The organism is Streptomyces malaysiensis subsp. samsunensis, from assembly GCF_024519315.1.
Classification (GTDB): Bacteria; Actinomycetota; Actinomycetes; order Streptomycetales; family Streptomycetaceae; genus Streptomyces; species Streptomyces malaysiensis.
In genome coordinates this window covers 1-13,748 of sequence record NZ_JANIIC010000006.1, presented here as the reverse complement: position 1 = coordinate 13,748, position 13,748 = coordinate 1, and the positions used below count along the sequence as shown (strand labels likewise).

The following is a 13,748-nucleotide window of genomic DNA, read 5'->3' as shown; positions in this document are numbered from 1 at the left end:
GAAGAGTGATTATTTCGGTGCCACCCCTTCGGGCGGAGCCGAAGGGAGGAAGTCGATGTGAGCCAATGATATGCGCGGTGGCGCGGTTCCCGCTATACACGGACGGCGTGATTCTCCGCCAGTTCCCCGCCGCCATCACGACCGGCCCTTTTCGGAGAACTGCCGCGGCGCACGGGCGGTCGGCGAGGCGATGCGCGACAAGAGATGCGGTGAACGCCGAGCCAAGTCCGTTCTGACGGCTATGAGTTGACCCGGGCGCCAAGCAGTTCGCCCTGTTCCGCGAGCCATACCGGATGCGAGAGAGCATAGGAGTCAAGTCGGGGTTCCGCACCCGGCGCCCTCGGTCACCCCTCCTTTCCCCTTCTCCCCGCCGCGTCGTCGCTCGGGGCCGCGCCCGCTCACGATCGGCCCCGCCCCCGGAACGCGGCGGTCGGCGGCAGGCCCCCGTGGATGCGATGCAGTCTCGCGCCGCGCCGGGAGAAGCCGGCGGGCCCGGCCGGCGCGTTCGCTCATGCGTCCCCCTCTTCCCCGCTCCACCGCAAGGCCGTCCTATTTCCCGCCCCTCCCACCGGCTCCCGCTCTCCCCTTCTCCCCTTCTCTCCTCCACCCCCCCGCATTCCGCGGCTGCCGGGGAGTGGGCCGGAGCTGCTGGTTCCAGCGCGCTACCGCGCGGATACGGCCATCCGCCCGAGCCCGGCCGCCAAGCGGTCGATCTTGACCGGGCGGCGGCGCAATAGCGCCGGGGATGATCCCGTGCCCGGTGCCGGGCCCGCACCAGGCGCCCTATTGAGCCGCCCGCCGCTCGTCCATCTCTCAACAACCCATGCGGCGGCGGCAATTCACGCGACCGGCCGCCCGAGATCGGTCACCGATCACCCGGATACCAATCCGGCGGAATAGCGTCCGTCCCGTCCGGCGCGCCGGAGAATCATTTCCCGCCGTACGAGGGCGTCCGCAGGGTACGATCACCGGCTTCCGCCGCCGACCCGCCGGTGCCGACCCGCCGACGGCCGTGCGCCCCCGGCCCCCCGTGCGCCTCCCACCGCTGAACTGACGGAGCGTCAGCCGATTCCGGGGTCGCACCAGGCGGCGCGCGGCGGTCCGTGAGGCCCCCTGCGCCTTGTGACCAGCGGGGCCGGGCTGCGGTACTCGTACAGCCCGCCGGGTCCTCCGGAGGGCACGTCGAGAGCCGTTGTGGAGAGGAACCAGCCTCATGGCCGTACGAGGAAGTCACCGACGCCCCGCATCGCCCAGCCGGGTCTCCCCGCTGTGCGCGGCCCTCACCGCCGGCGGTGTCGGCATCGTCCTGCCGTTCCTCGGCACCGGCGCCGCCCACGCGGCCTCGGTGGACACCTGGGACCGGGTCGCCAAGTGCGAGAGCGGCGGCAACTGGCACATCAACACCGGCAACGGCTACTACGGCGGGCTGCAATTCGCCCAGCACACCTGGGCGGCGTTCGGCGGCACCGCCTACGCCTCGCGGGCCGACCTGGCGTCCAAGGCCCAGCAGATCACCGTGGCGGAGGCGGTCCTGCGCAAACAGGGCCCCGGCGCATGGCCGGTCTGCTCCGTCCGGGGCCGGCTGACCCGCTCCGGCCCGCCCGCCGAGGTGGCGAGCCGCGACGCCGAACCCCACGTCAAGCAGCCGGCCAAGCCCGCCAAGAAGTCGCCCAAGTCCGCCGCGAAGTCCCGGGCCCGGCAGCACACCGCCCGGCGCGCCGCGGCATCCGGATCCTACTCGGTGGTGCGCGGCGACACACTGTCCCGCATAGCCACGCGTGCGTCCGTCCGCGGTGGCTGGAAGGCGCTGTACCACGCCAACCGGGGAACCGTCGGTCCCAACCCCCACCTCATCCACCCGGGGCAGCGGCTCGCACTGCCCGCGGGCTCCCACCACCCCCGCAAGGCGACGCCCCGGCACCGCGCCTCGACGATCTCGAGCCACACGGTGGTCCGCAAGACGGCCGCGCGCCCGCATACCGCCCCGGTCAGCGGGCCGGTCAGCGCGGCGTACGGCATCCGCGGCGCACGGTGGGCGAGCGGCCATCACACCGGCGTGGACTTCGCGGTCCCCGTCGACACCTCCGTACACGCGGCCGCCCCGGGCACCGTGGTGGCGGCGGGGTGGGGCGGCGCCTTCGGCTACCAGGTGATCGTCCGTCACGCCGACGGCCTCTACACCCACTACGGGCATCTGTCGGCGCTGACGGTCCGCACCGGGCAGTCGGTCGAGGCGGGCGTGCTGATCGCCCGGTCCGGCAGCACCGGCTACGCCACCGGACCGCATCTCCACTTCGAGGTCCGCACCGGCCCGCGCTTCGGATCCGATATCGACCCGCTCGCCTATCTGCGCTCACACGGCGTCGGGGTCTGACAGCTCACACCGGACGCCTGGCGTCCACACGGTCCATCTCCGAGGGGTGGGGGAAGGGGAGGCCGCCCGAGGCACGGCTCGGGCGGCCTCCCGCCATCCGTGCGGGGGCATCCGTCAGTACCAGATCGCGACGGGCAGCCCGGCCGCCTTCTGCGGCGGGTCGGGCAGGCTCCGGGCGGTCCCCAGCGCGATGCGCCGGGCGCTCCAGGCCGCCGCCGCGGCGTCCAGTACGTCGTCGGGCGGCACCCGCCCGGCCGGTCCGAGGTCGTCGGGCAGAACGATGCCCTGGCCCTCCAGCAACCGGCGGCGCACGGCCTGGCCGTTCCAGCTCTTCTTGCTCCAGGCCACGGGCCGCCCCTCGTCGATGGCGGCGAAGGAGACCTCGGGATGGACCTCGTACAGCCGGTGGTCGCCGCCATCGCGGCATGCGTTGGCCTCGCGCAGCTTGGCCGCCAGCCCCCAGGACTGACGGCTCAGCCCCTGACCGGTCAGCTCCCGGCAACGGATATTGGCCCCGGCGTAGTCGTCCGCCTCCCAGACCCCGCGCGGCGGCACGGAGAAGACCCGGGAGCGGTGCGGGGCCACCTTCGCGACGGCCAGGCCGTCCGCCTCACGCCATCCTTCCGCCAGCAGCCCCAGCGGCATATCGACCGCGACCACGGCGGCGTCCGGAATCCGGCCGAGCAGTTCGCCCAGCCCGCCGGCGGTGTCGGCCACGGCGAAGCGGCCCTCCTCGTCCAGGGCGACGGCCACCCAGCCGGTGCGGCAGGCGTCCACCCCCACGACGGGTGATTCGGCGCATCCGGATGCGGAGGGGGTGTGAAAAGCATCGCGACGGGAACCCATGCGCCGTATCCGACCACACGCAGGAGCCAGGGCGGGGCCGAACGGCATGGAAGGACGGGCGATGGGCGTACGCACATGGATCCAGGAATGGCCTGTCTACCGGCAGCTGACCGGCGGCGACCCGCTCGGCCGGGGCGCGGCCGCCACCTCGGCCACCACCCGTGAGCTGCGCCCCCGCACCGAAACGGCCGACAAGGTGGTCAAGTCGGTGTGCCCCTACTGCGCGGTGGGGTGTGCCCAGAACGTCTATGTGAAGGACGGCCGGGTGGTGCAGATCGAGGGCGACCCCGACTCACCGGTCAGCCGCGGCCGGCTGTGCCCCAAGGGGTCGGCGTCCCTCCAGCTGACCACCGGCGAGTCCCGGCGCCACGAGGTGCTCTACCGCCGCCCGTACGGCACCGACTGGGAGCGGCTGGACCTGGACACCGCGCTGGACATGGTCGTCGACCGGGTGATCCGCACCCGCCGTGAGAGCTGGCGGTGGGAACAGGACGGGGTGAGCGTCAACCGCACCCTGGGGATCGCCAGCCTCGGCGGCGCCACCCTGGACAACGAGGAGAACTACCTCATCAAGAAGTTGTGGACCGGGCTCGGGGTGATCCAGGTGGAGAACCAGGCCCGGGTCTGCCACTCCGCCACGGTCGCCGGGCTCGGCACCTCCTTCGGCCGCGGTGGCGCCACCACCTTTCTCCAGGACCTCCAGAACGCGGACTGCATCGTGATCGAGGGCTCCAACTTCGCCGAGGCCCATCCGGTGGGCTTCCAGTGGGTGATGGAGGCCAAGGCGCGCGGTGCGAAGGTCATCCATGTCGATCCGCGGTTCAGCCGCACCAGCGCGCTGGCCGATCTGTACGTGCCGATCCGGGCCGGCACCGACATCGCCTTCCTCGGCGGCATCATCAACCACGTCCTGACCGGCGGCCACGACTTCCGCGACTACGTCCTGGAGTACACCAACGCCTCGACCATCGTCGGCGAGGATTTCGAGGACACCGAGGACCTGGCGGGGGTCTTCTCCGGTCTGAACCCGGAGACCGGCCACTACGACGTCTCCACCTGGGGCTATGAGGGCGCACAGGTCCAGGCGCCACAGGGCGCGGCCGACGAGCTGTACGACGAGCGCACCCACCATGGCGCGTCCCTCTCGGCCGCCGCCGTCTCCGAATCCCATGGCTCCGGCGGCGCGCCCGTCCCCCCGAAGGTCTCCACCGACCGCACCCTGAAGCATCCGCGCTGCGTCTATCAGGTCCTCAAGCGCCACTTCGCCCGCTACACACCCGAGATGGTCGAGAGGACCTGCGGGATTCCCCAGGACACCTTCCTCGAGGTGTGCCGCGCGCTGGTGGAGAACTCCGGCCCGGACCGCACTTCGGAGTTCGTGTACGCCGTCGGCTGGACCCAGCACACGGTCGGCTCGCAGTACATCCGCACCGCGAGCATCCTCCAGCTGCTGCTCGGCAACATCGGCCGCCCCGGCGGCGGCATCCAGGCGCTGCGCGGCCACGCCAGCATCCAGGGCTCCAGCGACATCCCGACGCTGTTCAACGTGCTCCCCGGCTACATCCCGATGCCGCACGCCCACGCGCATCAGGGCCTGGACACCTTCATCGAGGCCATAAAGACCGAGAAGGGGTTCTGGGGCGAGATGCGCTCCTATGTCGTCAGCCTGCTCAAGGCGTACTTCGGCGACGCCGCGCGCGCGGACAACGACTACTGCTTCGGCCATCTGCCCCGGCTGACCGGCTCCCACAGCACGTACCACACCGTGAAGGAGATGCTGGACGGAGTCTGCAAGGGCTACTTCCTTATGGGTGAGAACCCCGCCGTGGGCTCGGCCAACACCAAGATGCAGCGGCTGGGCATGGCCAACCTGGACTGGCTGGTGGTCCGTGACTTCTCCCTCATCGAGTCCGCCACCTGGTGGCAGGACGGGCCGGAGATCGAGACCGGCGAGCTGCGCACCGAGGACATCGCCACCGAGGTGTTCTTCTTCCCCGCCGCCGCCCACACCGAGAAGTCCGGCTCCTTCACCAACACCAACCGCATGCTCCAGTGGCATTTCGCCGCCAAGGAGCCGGACGGCGACGCACGCAGCGATCTGTGGTTCATGTACCACCTGGGGCGGCGGATCAAGGAGCGGCTGAAGGACTCCACCGACCCCATGGACCGGGCCGTCCAGGATCTGGCCTGGTCCTACCCCACCGAGGGGCCGCACGCCGAGCCCAGCGCCGAGGCGGTCCTGGCCGAGATCAACGGCCGGGACGCGCGGGGCGAGCCGCTCAGCGCGTACACCCAGCTGAAGGACGACGGTTCCACCTCCTGCGGCTGCTGGATCTACTGCGGGGTGTACGCCGACGGCGTCAACCAGGCCGCCCGCCGCACACCGCACACCGAGCAGAACTGGATCGCCGCCGAATGGGCCTGGGCCTGGCCCGCCAACCGCCGTGTCCTCTACAACCGCGCCTCGGCCGACCCCTCCGGCCGGCCGTGGAGCGAGCGCAAGGCGCTGGTGTGGTGGGACGCGGACCAGGGGCGGTGGACCGGCCATGACATCCCGGACTTCATCCCCGACCGGGCGCCCTCCTACCGGCCGCCCGAGGACGCCCGGGGTCCGGACGCGCTCAGCGGAGTGGATCCGTTCATCATGCAGGCCGATGGCAAGGGCTGGCTGTACGCCCCGGCGGGGCTGGTGGACGGCCCGCTGCCGACGCACTACGAACCGCAGGACTCGCCGGTGCGCAATCCCCTCTACCCGGAGCAGCAGCGCAACCCGGTCCGGGTGGTGATCCCCGATGAGCACAACGCCTTCCACCCCAGCGGGGGCGAACCGGGCAGCGAGGTGTTCCCGTACATGGTCACCACCTACCGGCTCACCGAGCACTTCACGGCGGGCGGGATGAGCCGCTGGACGCCGTACCTGGCCGAGCTTCAGCCGGAGTTCTTCTGCGAGGTCTCCCCCGAACTGGCCGGTGAGCGGCGTCTGGAGCACACCGGCTGGGCCACGCTGATCAGCGCTCGCGGGGCGATCGAGGCCCGGGTGCTGGTCACCGAGCGGATGTCCCCGATCAGGGCCGATGGCCGCACGGTGCATCAGATCGGACTGCCGTACCACTGGGGACCCAATGGCTACACCCGCGGGGACGCCGCCAATGAACTGGCCGCCATCGCCCTCGATCCGAATGTCCACATCCAGGAGGTGAAGGCGCTGAGCGCCGACATCCGTCCCGGCCGCCGCCCCCGCGGCCCGGAGCTGACGGCCCTGCTCGAAGACTATCGGCGGCGCGCCGGAATCACGGCGCGGACCGGAACGGAGGTGCGGGGATGACCGGCGCCTCCGAGCGCCCGTCGCTGATCGGCCGCAACCTGCTGGCCGGAGCCGAACCGGATGTCGCCGGGGACGCCGGACACGAGGGGCATCCGCCCCGGGTCGGCTTCTTCACCGACACCTCGGTATGCATCGGCTGCAAGGCGTGCGAGGTGGCGTGCAAGGAGTGGAACGCCGTCCCGGAGGACGGGCTGGACTTCACCGGCATGTCCTTCGACAACTCCCAGGGCCTCGGCGCCTCCACCTGGCGCCATGTGGCCTTCATCGAGCAGAGCAAGCCGCTGGGCCGGGCCGAGGCGGCGGTCGACCACAGCGATGTCGATGTGCTGGCCCTCGCCTCGCGGGGCTCCGGGACCCCGGTCGAGGAGGCGGCGATCACCCCGACCTCCCCGGCGTCCCCCTCCCCCGACGGGCAGACCGGGCTGCGGTGGCTGATGGCCTCGGACGTGTGCAAGCACTGCACCCACGCGGCCTGCTTGGACGTCTGCCCGACCGGTGCGCTGTTCCGTACCGAGTTCGGCACCGTGGTGGTCCAGGACGACATCTGCAACGGCTGCGGCTACTGCGTACCCGCCTGTCCGTACGGGGTCATCGATGTACGGCCCGAGGATGGCGGCGCCCACAAGTGCACCCTGTGCTACGACCGGCTGGGCGCCGGTCAGGAACCCGCGTGCGCCAAGGCGTGCCCCACCGACTCCATCCAGTTCGGCCCCCTGGACGAGCTGCGCGAACGCGCCGCGGCCCGGGTCGAGGAGCTGCACCGGGTGGGGGTCGAGGACGCCCGGCTGTACGGGCACGACCCGGAGGACGGCGTCGGTGGCGACGGCGCCTTCTTCCTGCTGCTGGACGAGCCGGAGGTGTACGGGCTGCCGCCGGACCCGGTCGTCACCACCCGGGATCTGCCCTCGATGTGGCGGCACGCGGGTGCCGCGGCACTGACCCTGCTCGGTGGCGTGGCCGCCGTGTTCGCGGCCCAGGGCGTGAGCGGACGCCGTACCGGAAGGAGGCGCTGATGAGCGAGTCGGAGGTCACCCGTGACGGCATCCGCGGCGCCCGGCCGGGCCGCCATGCGCTGGTCGGCAAGGGGATGTGGAACGGCGAGCGGCCCGGCCGCAAGGCCCGTAAGGGCGGTAAGGGCCGCAAGGGCGATCAGCCGATGGTCCCCCGGGCGGAGTTCACCTCCTACTACGGCCGGCCGGTGCTCAACCCGCCCACCTGGCACCCCCGGGACATCGCGGGCTACTTCTTCCTCGGCGGGCTCGCGGGCGCCGGTTCGGTGCTCGCGGCGGGCGCCGAGCTGACCGGCCGTCCGGTCATGGCCCGCGCGCTGAAGGTGTCCTCGCTGGCCGCCCTGACCGGCTCCGCCGCGGCCCTGATCAACGACCTCGGGCGCCCCGGGCGGTTCGCCAATATGCTGCGGGTCTTCAAGCCCACCTCGCCGATGAGCGTCGGCTCATGGGTGCTGGCGGCCTACGGCCCGATGGCCGGGGCGGCCGTCGCCTCGGACCTGGCCGGGCGGCTGCCGCGCACCGGCCGGGCGGCCACGGTGGCGGCGGCGCTGCTGGGCCCGGCGGTGGCCTCGTACACGGCGGTGCTGGCCGCCGACACGGCCGTCCCGGCATGGCACGACGGCTACCGCGAACTGCCCTTCGTCTTCGTCGGCTCGGCCGCCGCGGCGGCGGGCGGTATGGCCCTGCTGGCCTCGCCGGTCGCCGAGAACGCCCCGGCTCGCGGGGTCGCGCTGCTGGGCACGGCCGTGGAGACCGCAGCCGCCAAGGCCATGGAGCGACGGCTCGGTGTGGTGGCCGAAACCTATCGCGAGGGCCGGGCGGGCCGGCTGATGCGCACGGCCGAGGCGCTTTCGGCGGCGGGCGCGCTCGGCGGCGCCCTCCTCGGCCGCCGCAGCCGCACCGCCGCGGCCGTCAGCGGCGCGGCCCTGCTGGCGGCCTCCGCCTGCACCCGGTTCGGGGTGTTCTACGCCGGGATGCGGTCGGCGGAGGATCCGAAGTACACGGTGCTGCCCCAGCGGGAACGGCTCGAAGCGCGGCGGGAGGGGTCGCGGGACGGCTGATCCGGCCGCGGCGTGAGGGGGGTGACCCGGTCGCGGCGTAGGGGGCTGGCCGTGACACGCCGTACGGCCGTCCCCACCGCGGCGTAGGACCGTCCCGCAACGGCGTACGGCTGTTTGGGCGCGCCCGAACAGGGCTGCCCGAAAGGGCAGTCCGCGCTGCCCCTCCCCGGCGGGCCCTGGCCTGGACGGGGCGGTGTCCGCCCCGCGACGCTGGCTGGAGGCGGACATCCGGTGTGGGGAGGCAGTCCCCGGGGAGCGGCAGATGAACGCATACGAGCATGACCACGGACATGAGCACGATGAGTCCCTCGCCTCGCCGAAGCGGCCGGGCCCCCACGAGGAGGCGGAACTTCCGCATCTGCTGAAGGCCGCCGCCACGGGCCGTACGGAGGTGCTCGGCCCGTCCGGGATGGGCACCCTCCAGCGCACGGTCGGCAACTCGGCCGTCCGGGCGGCGCTCCAGCGCGACGGCGAACAGGGCGAGGAGGGCGAGCGGCGGTCGAGCGTCCATGACGTCATCTCCTCCGGTGGCGGGGAGCCCCTGGACACCGGCACCCGGGGAGATATGGAGGCCCGGCTCGGCGCCGACTTCGGGGACGTACGGGTGCACACCGGCTCCTCGGCGCACGAGTCGGCGAAGGAGGTCGGCGCCCACGCCTACACGGTCGGGAACGACGTGGTCTTCCAGCGGGACGCCTATGACCCGTCCTCGCAGCAGGGCCGCACCACGATCGCCCATGAGCTGACCCATGTCATCCAGCAGCGCGGCGGCCCGGTCGACGGTACGGAGGCCCCGGGCGGGATCCGGGTGAGCGATCCGTCCGACCGCTTCGAGCGGGAGGCGTCGGCCAACGCCGAGCGGGTGATGGCCGGGCCGTCGCCCGCCCCGGAGCCCGCCGCCCCCGCCCCCGCGTCCGCCGCGCCGCCGGTGCAGCGCCAGGAAGCGGACGAGGACGAGGAGCCGGCGGACGTCCAGGGGTCGTTCGTCCAGCGGGCCGTCGAGGCCGGGGCCGAGGACGAGGAGGAGACCCCGCCCGAGGGGTAGCCCGGCTCGCCGGACAGCCCTCCCCCGAGGCGTGGGGCCCGCCCTGGGGCCAGCCGGTCGCCCTGGGGTCGGCCGGCCCCAGGGCGACCGGCCGGTCAGCCGTCGGCCTTCGTCGCCGAGACCTTGCCACCCAGGAACAGCGACTCCGAGCACTGGGACGGCGACGGGGCCTTCACCGGCCGGCCCACCTCACGGCAGCTGACCGAGATCGTGACCTTGCCCTTGGCCGGCACCTGGATGGGGGTCACGAAGTGGTAGTCGGAGTCGCGGAAGTTCTCCAGTGCCAGATTGAGCAGTTGTCCGTCGTCGCTGGAGATGACCAGCGTCCCGGCGTCGCCCTGCGGATTCTGCACCACGATGTCGGTGAGTTCGAAGATCTTCCCCTCGGGGACGGTGTACGCGGTGCGCTCGGCGGCACCGCCGCCCACCGTGTCGCGCACCTGCACCCGTGCGCTGGTCGGGGCCGCGGGCCCGCCCGGCTCACCGGGCCCGGCGCTCGAACCGTCGGACGGACCGCGGGACTTGTCGCCGCCGGGACCGGCCGGGCCTCCATCCTGGCCGCCGTCCTGCCCCCCGCCGCCCGACGCCCCCTGGCGGCCGCCCTGCTGCCCGTCCTGGCCGCCGCTGCTCTCCTTGTCCCCTTGTTTCACGGCGGATTCGACCGCCTGCGGGGTGATCGCCTCCCGGGCGGCCGAGCGAACGGTGGGGCGCAGCAGCGCGTACCAGAAGCCGACCAGGAGCGCGGCCACCAGGACGGCGGCGGCGAGGGCCCGGGGCAGCCAGCGCGGCAGGATGGCCTGCTGCTCATAGGAGCCGTCCAGGACCACCGGCTCGTACGGGTCCTGGCCGTCCCCCATCCGCGGTGTCACCACCGCCTGGAACGGATGGGTGACCGGGGTGCCGCGCCACAGCCGCTTGGCGGGGCGCACCTTGAGCGTGGCGAACTTGGCCTCGCCGGGCGGGATGGCCAGTTCGGCGGGCTCGAAGGCCGTTTTGGCCCGCTCGGTGGCCCCGCGTGCGCTGAGCGCCACCGTGAGGGGTGTGTTGCCGCGGTTGTCCACCGCGACCTTGTGACGGCCGCGCCAGGCGCTGTTGGAGCCACGGGGCACCAGTTCCGACGTGACCTCGGTGAAGGGCCGTACCGTCACCCCGCGTTCGAGGACGGTGGTCTCGCTGTGTTCGCTGGTGGGCACCACGCGCAGCCCGAGCGGTATCTCCCCGGGAGCCGTTTCTGGGCTGCGGGGCGGGCGCAGCCGCAGGACGGCGGTGCCCGTCGCGCCCGGGTAGAGCGACAGGGTCTCCGGTTCCACGGTGGTCCAGGCGGCACAGGGCCCGACCACCTCGAAGCGGCACTCCTCCACGGTTGTTCCCGAGTTGAGCACCTGTACGGGGAGTTCGGCCTCGCCGCCGGGCTCGACGACGACGGAGGACTCGTCCAGGCTCGCCGAAACACTCATGCCGCGCACCGTATTCTCCGCTCCTCGGCGTCGGCAGCGGCCGCACAGTCACACTTTCGGGCAATTGCGGTGCCCGGTGAGTCACGCTCATTTCCTTGGAGAACTAGGGGGATTACTGTGGTTGCCCGTTACGGGGAGGTGAGCGTGAATGAAATGTGGAGATGACATGGACGCGCCATCCACATTCTTCATCAAGGCCCTCCCTCAGTCGCCCGAGGGGAGAGAGCGACGTGCAACAGACGACGGGAGATCGCGTTACGGTGGCGCTGCGCGCCGGGGACCCGGTGTCGCAGGCCGGAGTCGCCAGCCAGCTGCGCACCCGGCCCGAGGTCAAGGTCATCGACTGGGACGAACCCGACTCACCACAGGTCGTGGTCGTCGTCCTGGACGTTCTCGATGACGGCGCGCTACGCGTGTTGCGCCAGATTCAGCGGACCAGCACCGCGCGGGGGGTTCTGGTCACCACCCACATCGACGAACAGCAATTGGTGAACGCCGCGGAGTGCGGCTTCGTCGGGGTCGTCCGCCGCGCCGAGGCGACCCCGGAACGATTAGTGCAGGTGATCGGCGCGGTGGCGAAGGGCGAGGGGCGGGTCCCGCCGGATCTGCTGGGCAGCCTGCTCGAGCAGGTGGGCCGGCTCCAGGGGCAAGTGCTGGCACCGAACGGGCTCAATTTCACCGGTCTGGCCGCCCGCGAGATCGAAGTGCTGCGGCTGGTCGCCGAGGGCTATGACACCGCGGATATCGCCATGAAACTCTCCTACTCCGAACGCACGATCAAAAACGTGCTGCACGCCGTCATGACGCGGCTGAATCTCCGTAACCGCAGCCACGCCGTGGCATACGCGCTCCGGCAGGGATTGATATGAGCGTTTGCCTCAAGGGGCAGCCGGCCCTTCCCTAAGGGCTGGCTCACGCCCCGGTGCGCCGCTCCCCGGTGAACCGCGATCGTGGAGCCCGGCGCGCCGATCTCGAGTGGGGTGTTCTGTGCGTTCTGTGCGGGGGTTCCAGCGCTTTCGACCGCTTGCCGGGATACGTGACGACGTGCGCGCTCGCGCCTTTCGCGTCGGCACGCTGACCGCCGTTCTGCTACTGGTGATCAGCGTGGTCCCGGGCGCGGCCGCGGGCAAGCGCGCGGCCGCGGCACGGCCGGCGGTCACCCCGGCCGTGGTGGACGAATCGCTGGACCCGGGTGACGCGCTGACCGTGGACAAGAAGGTGCGCACCCCCGTGGTGCCGCCCCGGCCGGATGTGGTGCTGCTGGTCGATGGCACGGGCAGCATGCAGCCCACCATCGACAACGTTCAGGCCAATCTGGAGCAGATCACCAGCGGAGTGCGCGAGCAGCAGCCCGACTCCCGCTTCGCCGTCGCCACCTACGGGGACCAACAGGTCGACGGCGAGCGGGTGTTCACGGTGCTCCAGACGCTGACGGACAACCTGGAGGACGTACAGAAGGGCGTCGACCAGCTCACCGATGACCGCGGCTCGTACAGCCCCGGTCCCGCCGAGGACTGGATCAACGGTCTGTGGCAGATCGCCAACGGGGCGGGTGGCGCCTTCCGGGAGGGCGCGAGCCCCGTCGTCGTCCTCGTCGGCGACGCTTCAAGCCACGACCCCAGCAAGGGGCATTCGCTCACCGATGGCATCAACGCGCTCAAGGACGCGGGCGTCCGCGTCCTCGCCGTGGATGTGGCGACCGAACTCGGCGACGGACTGAACGGCAACGGCGACAACGGCAACGGCCCGGGCCAGAATCAGGAGCCGACACACGATCCGGACCAGGCCACCAAGGTCGTCCAGGCCACGGGCGGAAGGCTCTTCCAGGACATCGACTCCGGCGAGGTGGCCGACACGGTGGCGGAGGGGCTGACCAATCTGCCCACCACCGTCAGCTATCAGACCTTCGGCTGCGACCCCGCACTCTCGGTCACGCTGGATCCGGCCACCCGGCAGGTGACCAGCGGTGAGGTGGCGACGTTCACCGAGACCATCACGGTGGCGGACGACGCGCCGCAGGGGGCCACGGTCCACTGCGGTGTGCAGTTCCTGCTCGACGGCAAGCCACCCAGCGGGCAGATGCCCGACGATGTGGTGCCCGCCCGGGAATTCCGTGGTGGTGGGCGGGGGAATGGGGACGACACCGGTGGGAGCGGCACCGACGACCCCGGTTCCGACCCCGGTTCCGACTCCAGCTCCGGGTCCGGTTCCGGTTCCGGGTCCGGTTCCGGTTCCGGGTCCGGTTCCGATGGCGGCGGGGGATCCATCGCGGGGGCCATCGGCGGCGCGGTGGGCGGCACCGACGGCGGCGGGAACGGCGGTCTCATCGGCGGCGCGGCCGGTGGTGTGTCGAGCGGATCCGACAGCTGCGGCGGCGGTTCGATCGCCGGTCTGGCGGTGGGCGGTGCCGGAGGCTGGGACGGCGGAGGCGACGGCGGCGTGATCGCCGGGGTGCTGGGCGGGCTCATCGGAGGCTCCGGCGGCGACTGCGGCGGAACGGCGAACGGCGGTTCCGGAGCCGGGGGCAGCGGCTCGGACGGCGGCTCCCTGGCCGGGGCCAACGGCGGGGGGGTTGGGGGGGGGGCCCGGGGGCGGGGGGCTGGGGGGGGCCCCTGGTATCGGGAGGGGGG

The 13,748-nt window shown here is 72.3% G+C and carries 9 protein-coding genes; 7 read left to right on the top strand and 2 right to left on the bottom strand.

What is annotated here, in order from left to right:
* The first annotated feature begins 1,213 nt into the window (after nt 1-1,213).
* Nucleotides 1,214-2,374: a transglycosylase family protein gene (locus NQU54_RS07150; RefSeq protein WP_257630312.1), complete on the top strand. Its 1,161-nt coding sequence runs from the start codon at nt 1,214-1,216 to the stop codon at nt 2,372-2,374.
* A gap of 114 nt (nt 2,375-2,488) precedes the next feature.
* On the opposite strand, the gene NQU54_RS07145 is transcribed toward NQU54_RS07150, so the two are convergent.
* On the bottom strand, nt 2,489-3,220 hold the full coding sequence (locus tag NQU54_RS07145) for a DUF429 domain-containing protein (RefSeq protein ID WP_257630311.1): 732 nt from the start codon (nt 3,218-3,220) through the stop codon (nt 2,489-2,491).
* 61 nt (nt 3,221-3,281) lie between these two features.
* On the opposite strand from NQU54_RS07145, the gene fdh reads away from it, so the two are divergent.
* From fdh to NQU54_RS07125, 4 genes are all read left to right on the top strand, one after another.
* Complete coding sequence (fdh, locus tag NQU54_RS07140) at nt 3,282-6,545, top strand: formate dehydrogenase (protein ID WP_257630310.1); 3,264 nt, start codon at nt 3,282-3,284, stop codon at nt 6,543-6,545.
* Nucleotides 6,542-7,558 carry a 4Fe-4S dicluster domain-containing protein gene (locus NQU54_RS07135; protein ID WP_257630309.1) on the top strand — a complete coding sequence of 339 codons (1,017 nt, stop codon included), beginning with the start codon at nt 6,542-6,544 and terminating at the stop codon, nt 7,556-7,558. Before fdh ends, NQU54_RS07135 begins: the two co-directional genes overlap by 4 nt.
* Complete coding sequence (nrfD, locus tag NQU54_RS07130; RefSeq protein ID WP_257630308.1) at nt 7,558-8,616, top strand: NrfD/PsrC family molybdoenzyme membrane anchor subunit; 1,059 nt, start codon at nt 7,558-7,560, stop codon at nt 8,614-8,616. Before NQU54_RS07135 ends, nrfD begins: the two co-directional genes overlap by 1 nt.
* A 262-nt stretch (nt 8,617-8,878) precedes the next feature.
* A complete protein-coding gene (locus NQU54_RS07125) occupies nt 8,879-9,661 on the top strand; it encodes an eCIS core domain-containing protein (RefSeq protein WP_257630307.1) in 783 nt (260 codons plus the stop codon).
* Nucleotides 9,662-9,756: 95 nt separating this feature from the next.
* On the opposite strand, the gene NQU54_RS07120 is transcribed toward NQU54_RS07125, so the two are convergent.
* On the bottom strand, nt 9,757-11,118 hold the full coding sequence (locus NQU54_RS07120; protein ID WP_257630306.1) for a COG1470 family protein: 1,362 nt from the start codon (nt 11,116-11,118) through the stop codon (nt 9,757-9,759).
* Nucleotides 11,119-11,348: 230 nt separating this feature from the next.
* Here NQU54_RS07120 and NQU54_RS07115 point away from each other — a divergent pair, with 230 nt between their 5' ends.
* The gene (locus tag NQU54_RS07115; protein WP_257630305.1) at nt 11,349-11,987 is read left to right on the top strand and encodes a helix-turn-helix transcriptional regulator; all 639 of its coding nucleotides are present in this window, start codon (nt 11,349-11,351) and stop codon (nt 11,985-11,987) included.
* Nucleotides 11,988-12,162: 175 nt separating this feature from the next.
* A partial coding sequence (locus NQU54_RS07110) for a vWA domain-containing protein (protein ID WP_257630304.1) occupies nt 12,163-13,748 on the top strand: 1,586 nt, incomplete at its 3' end.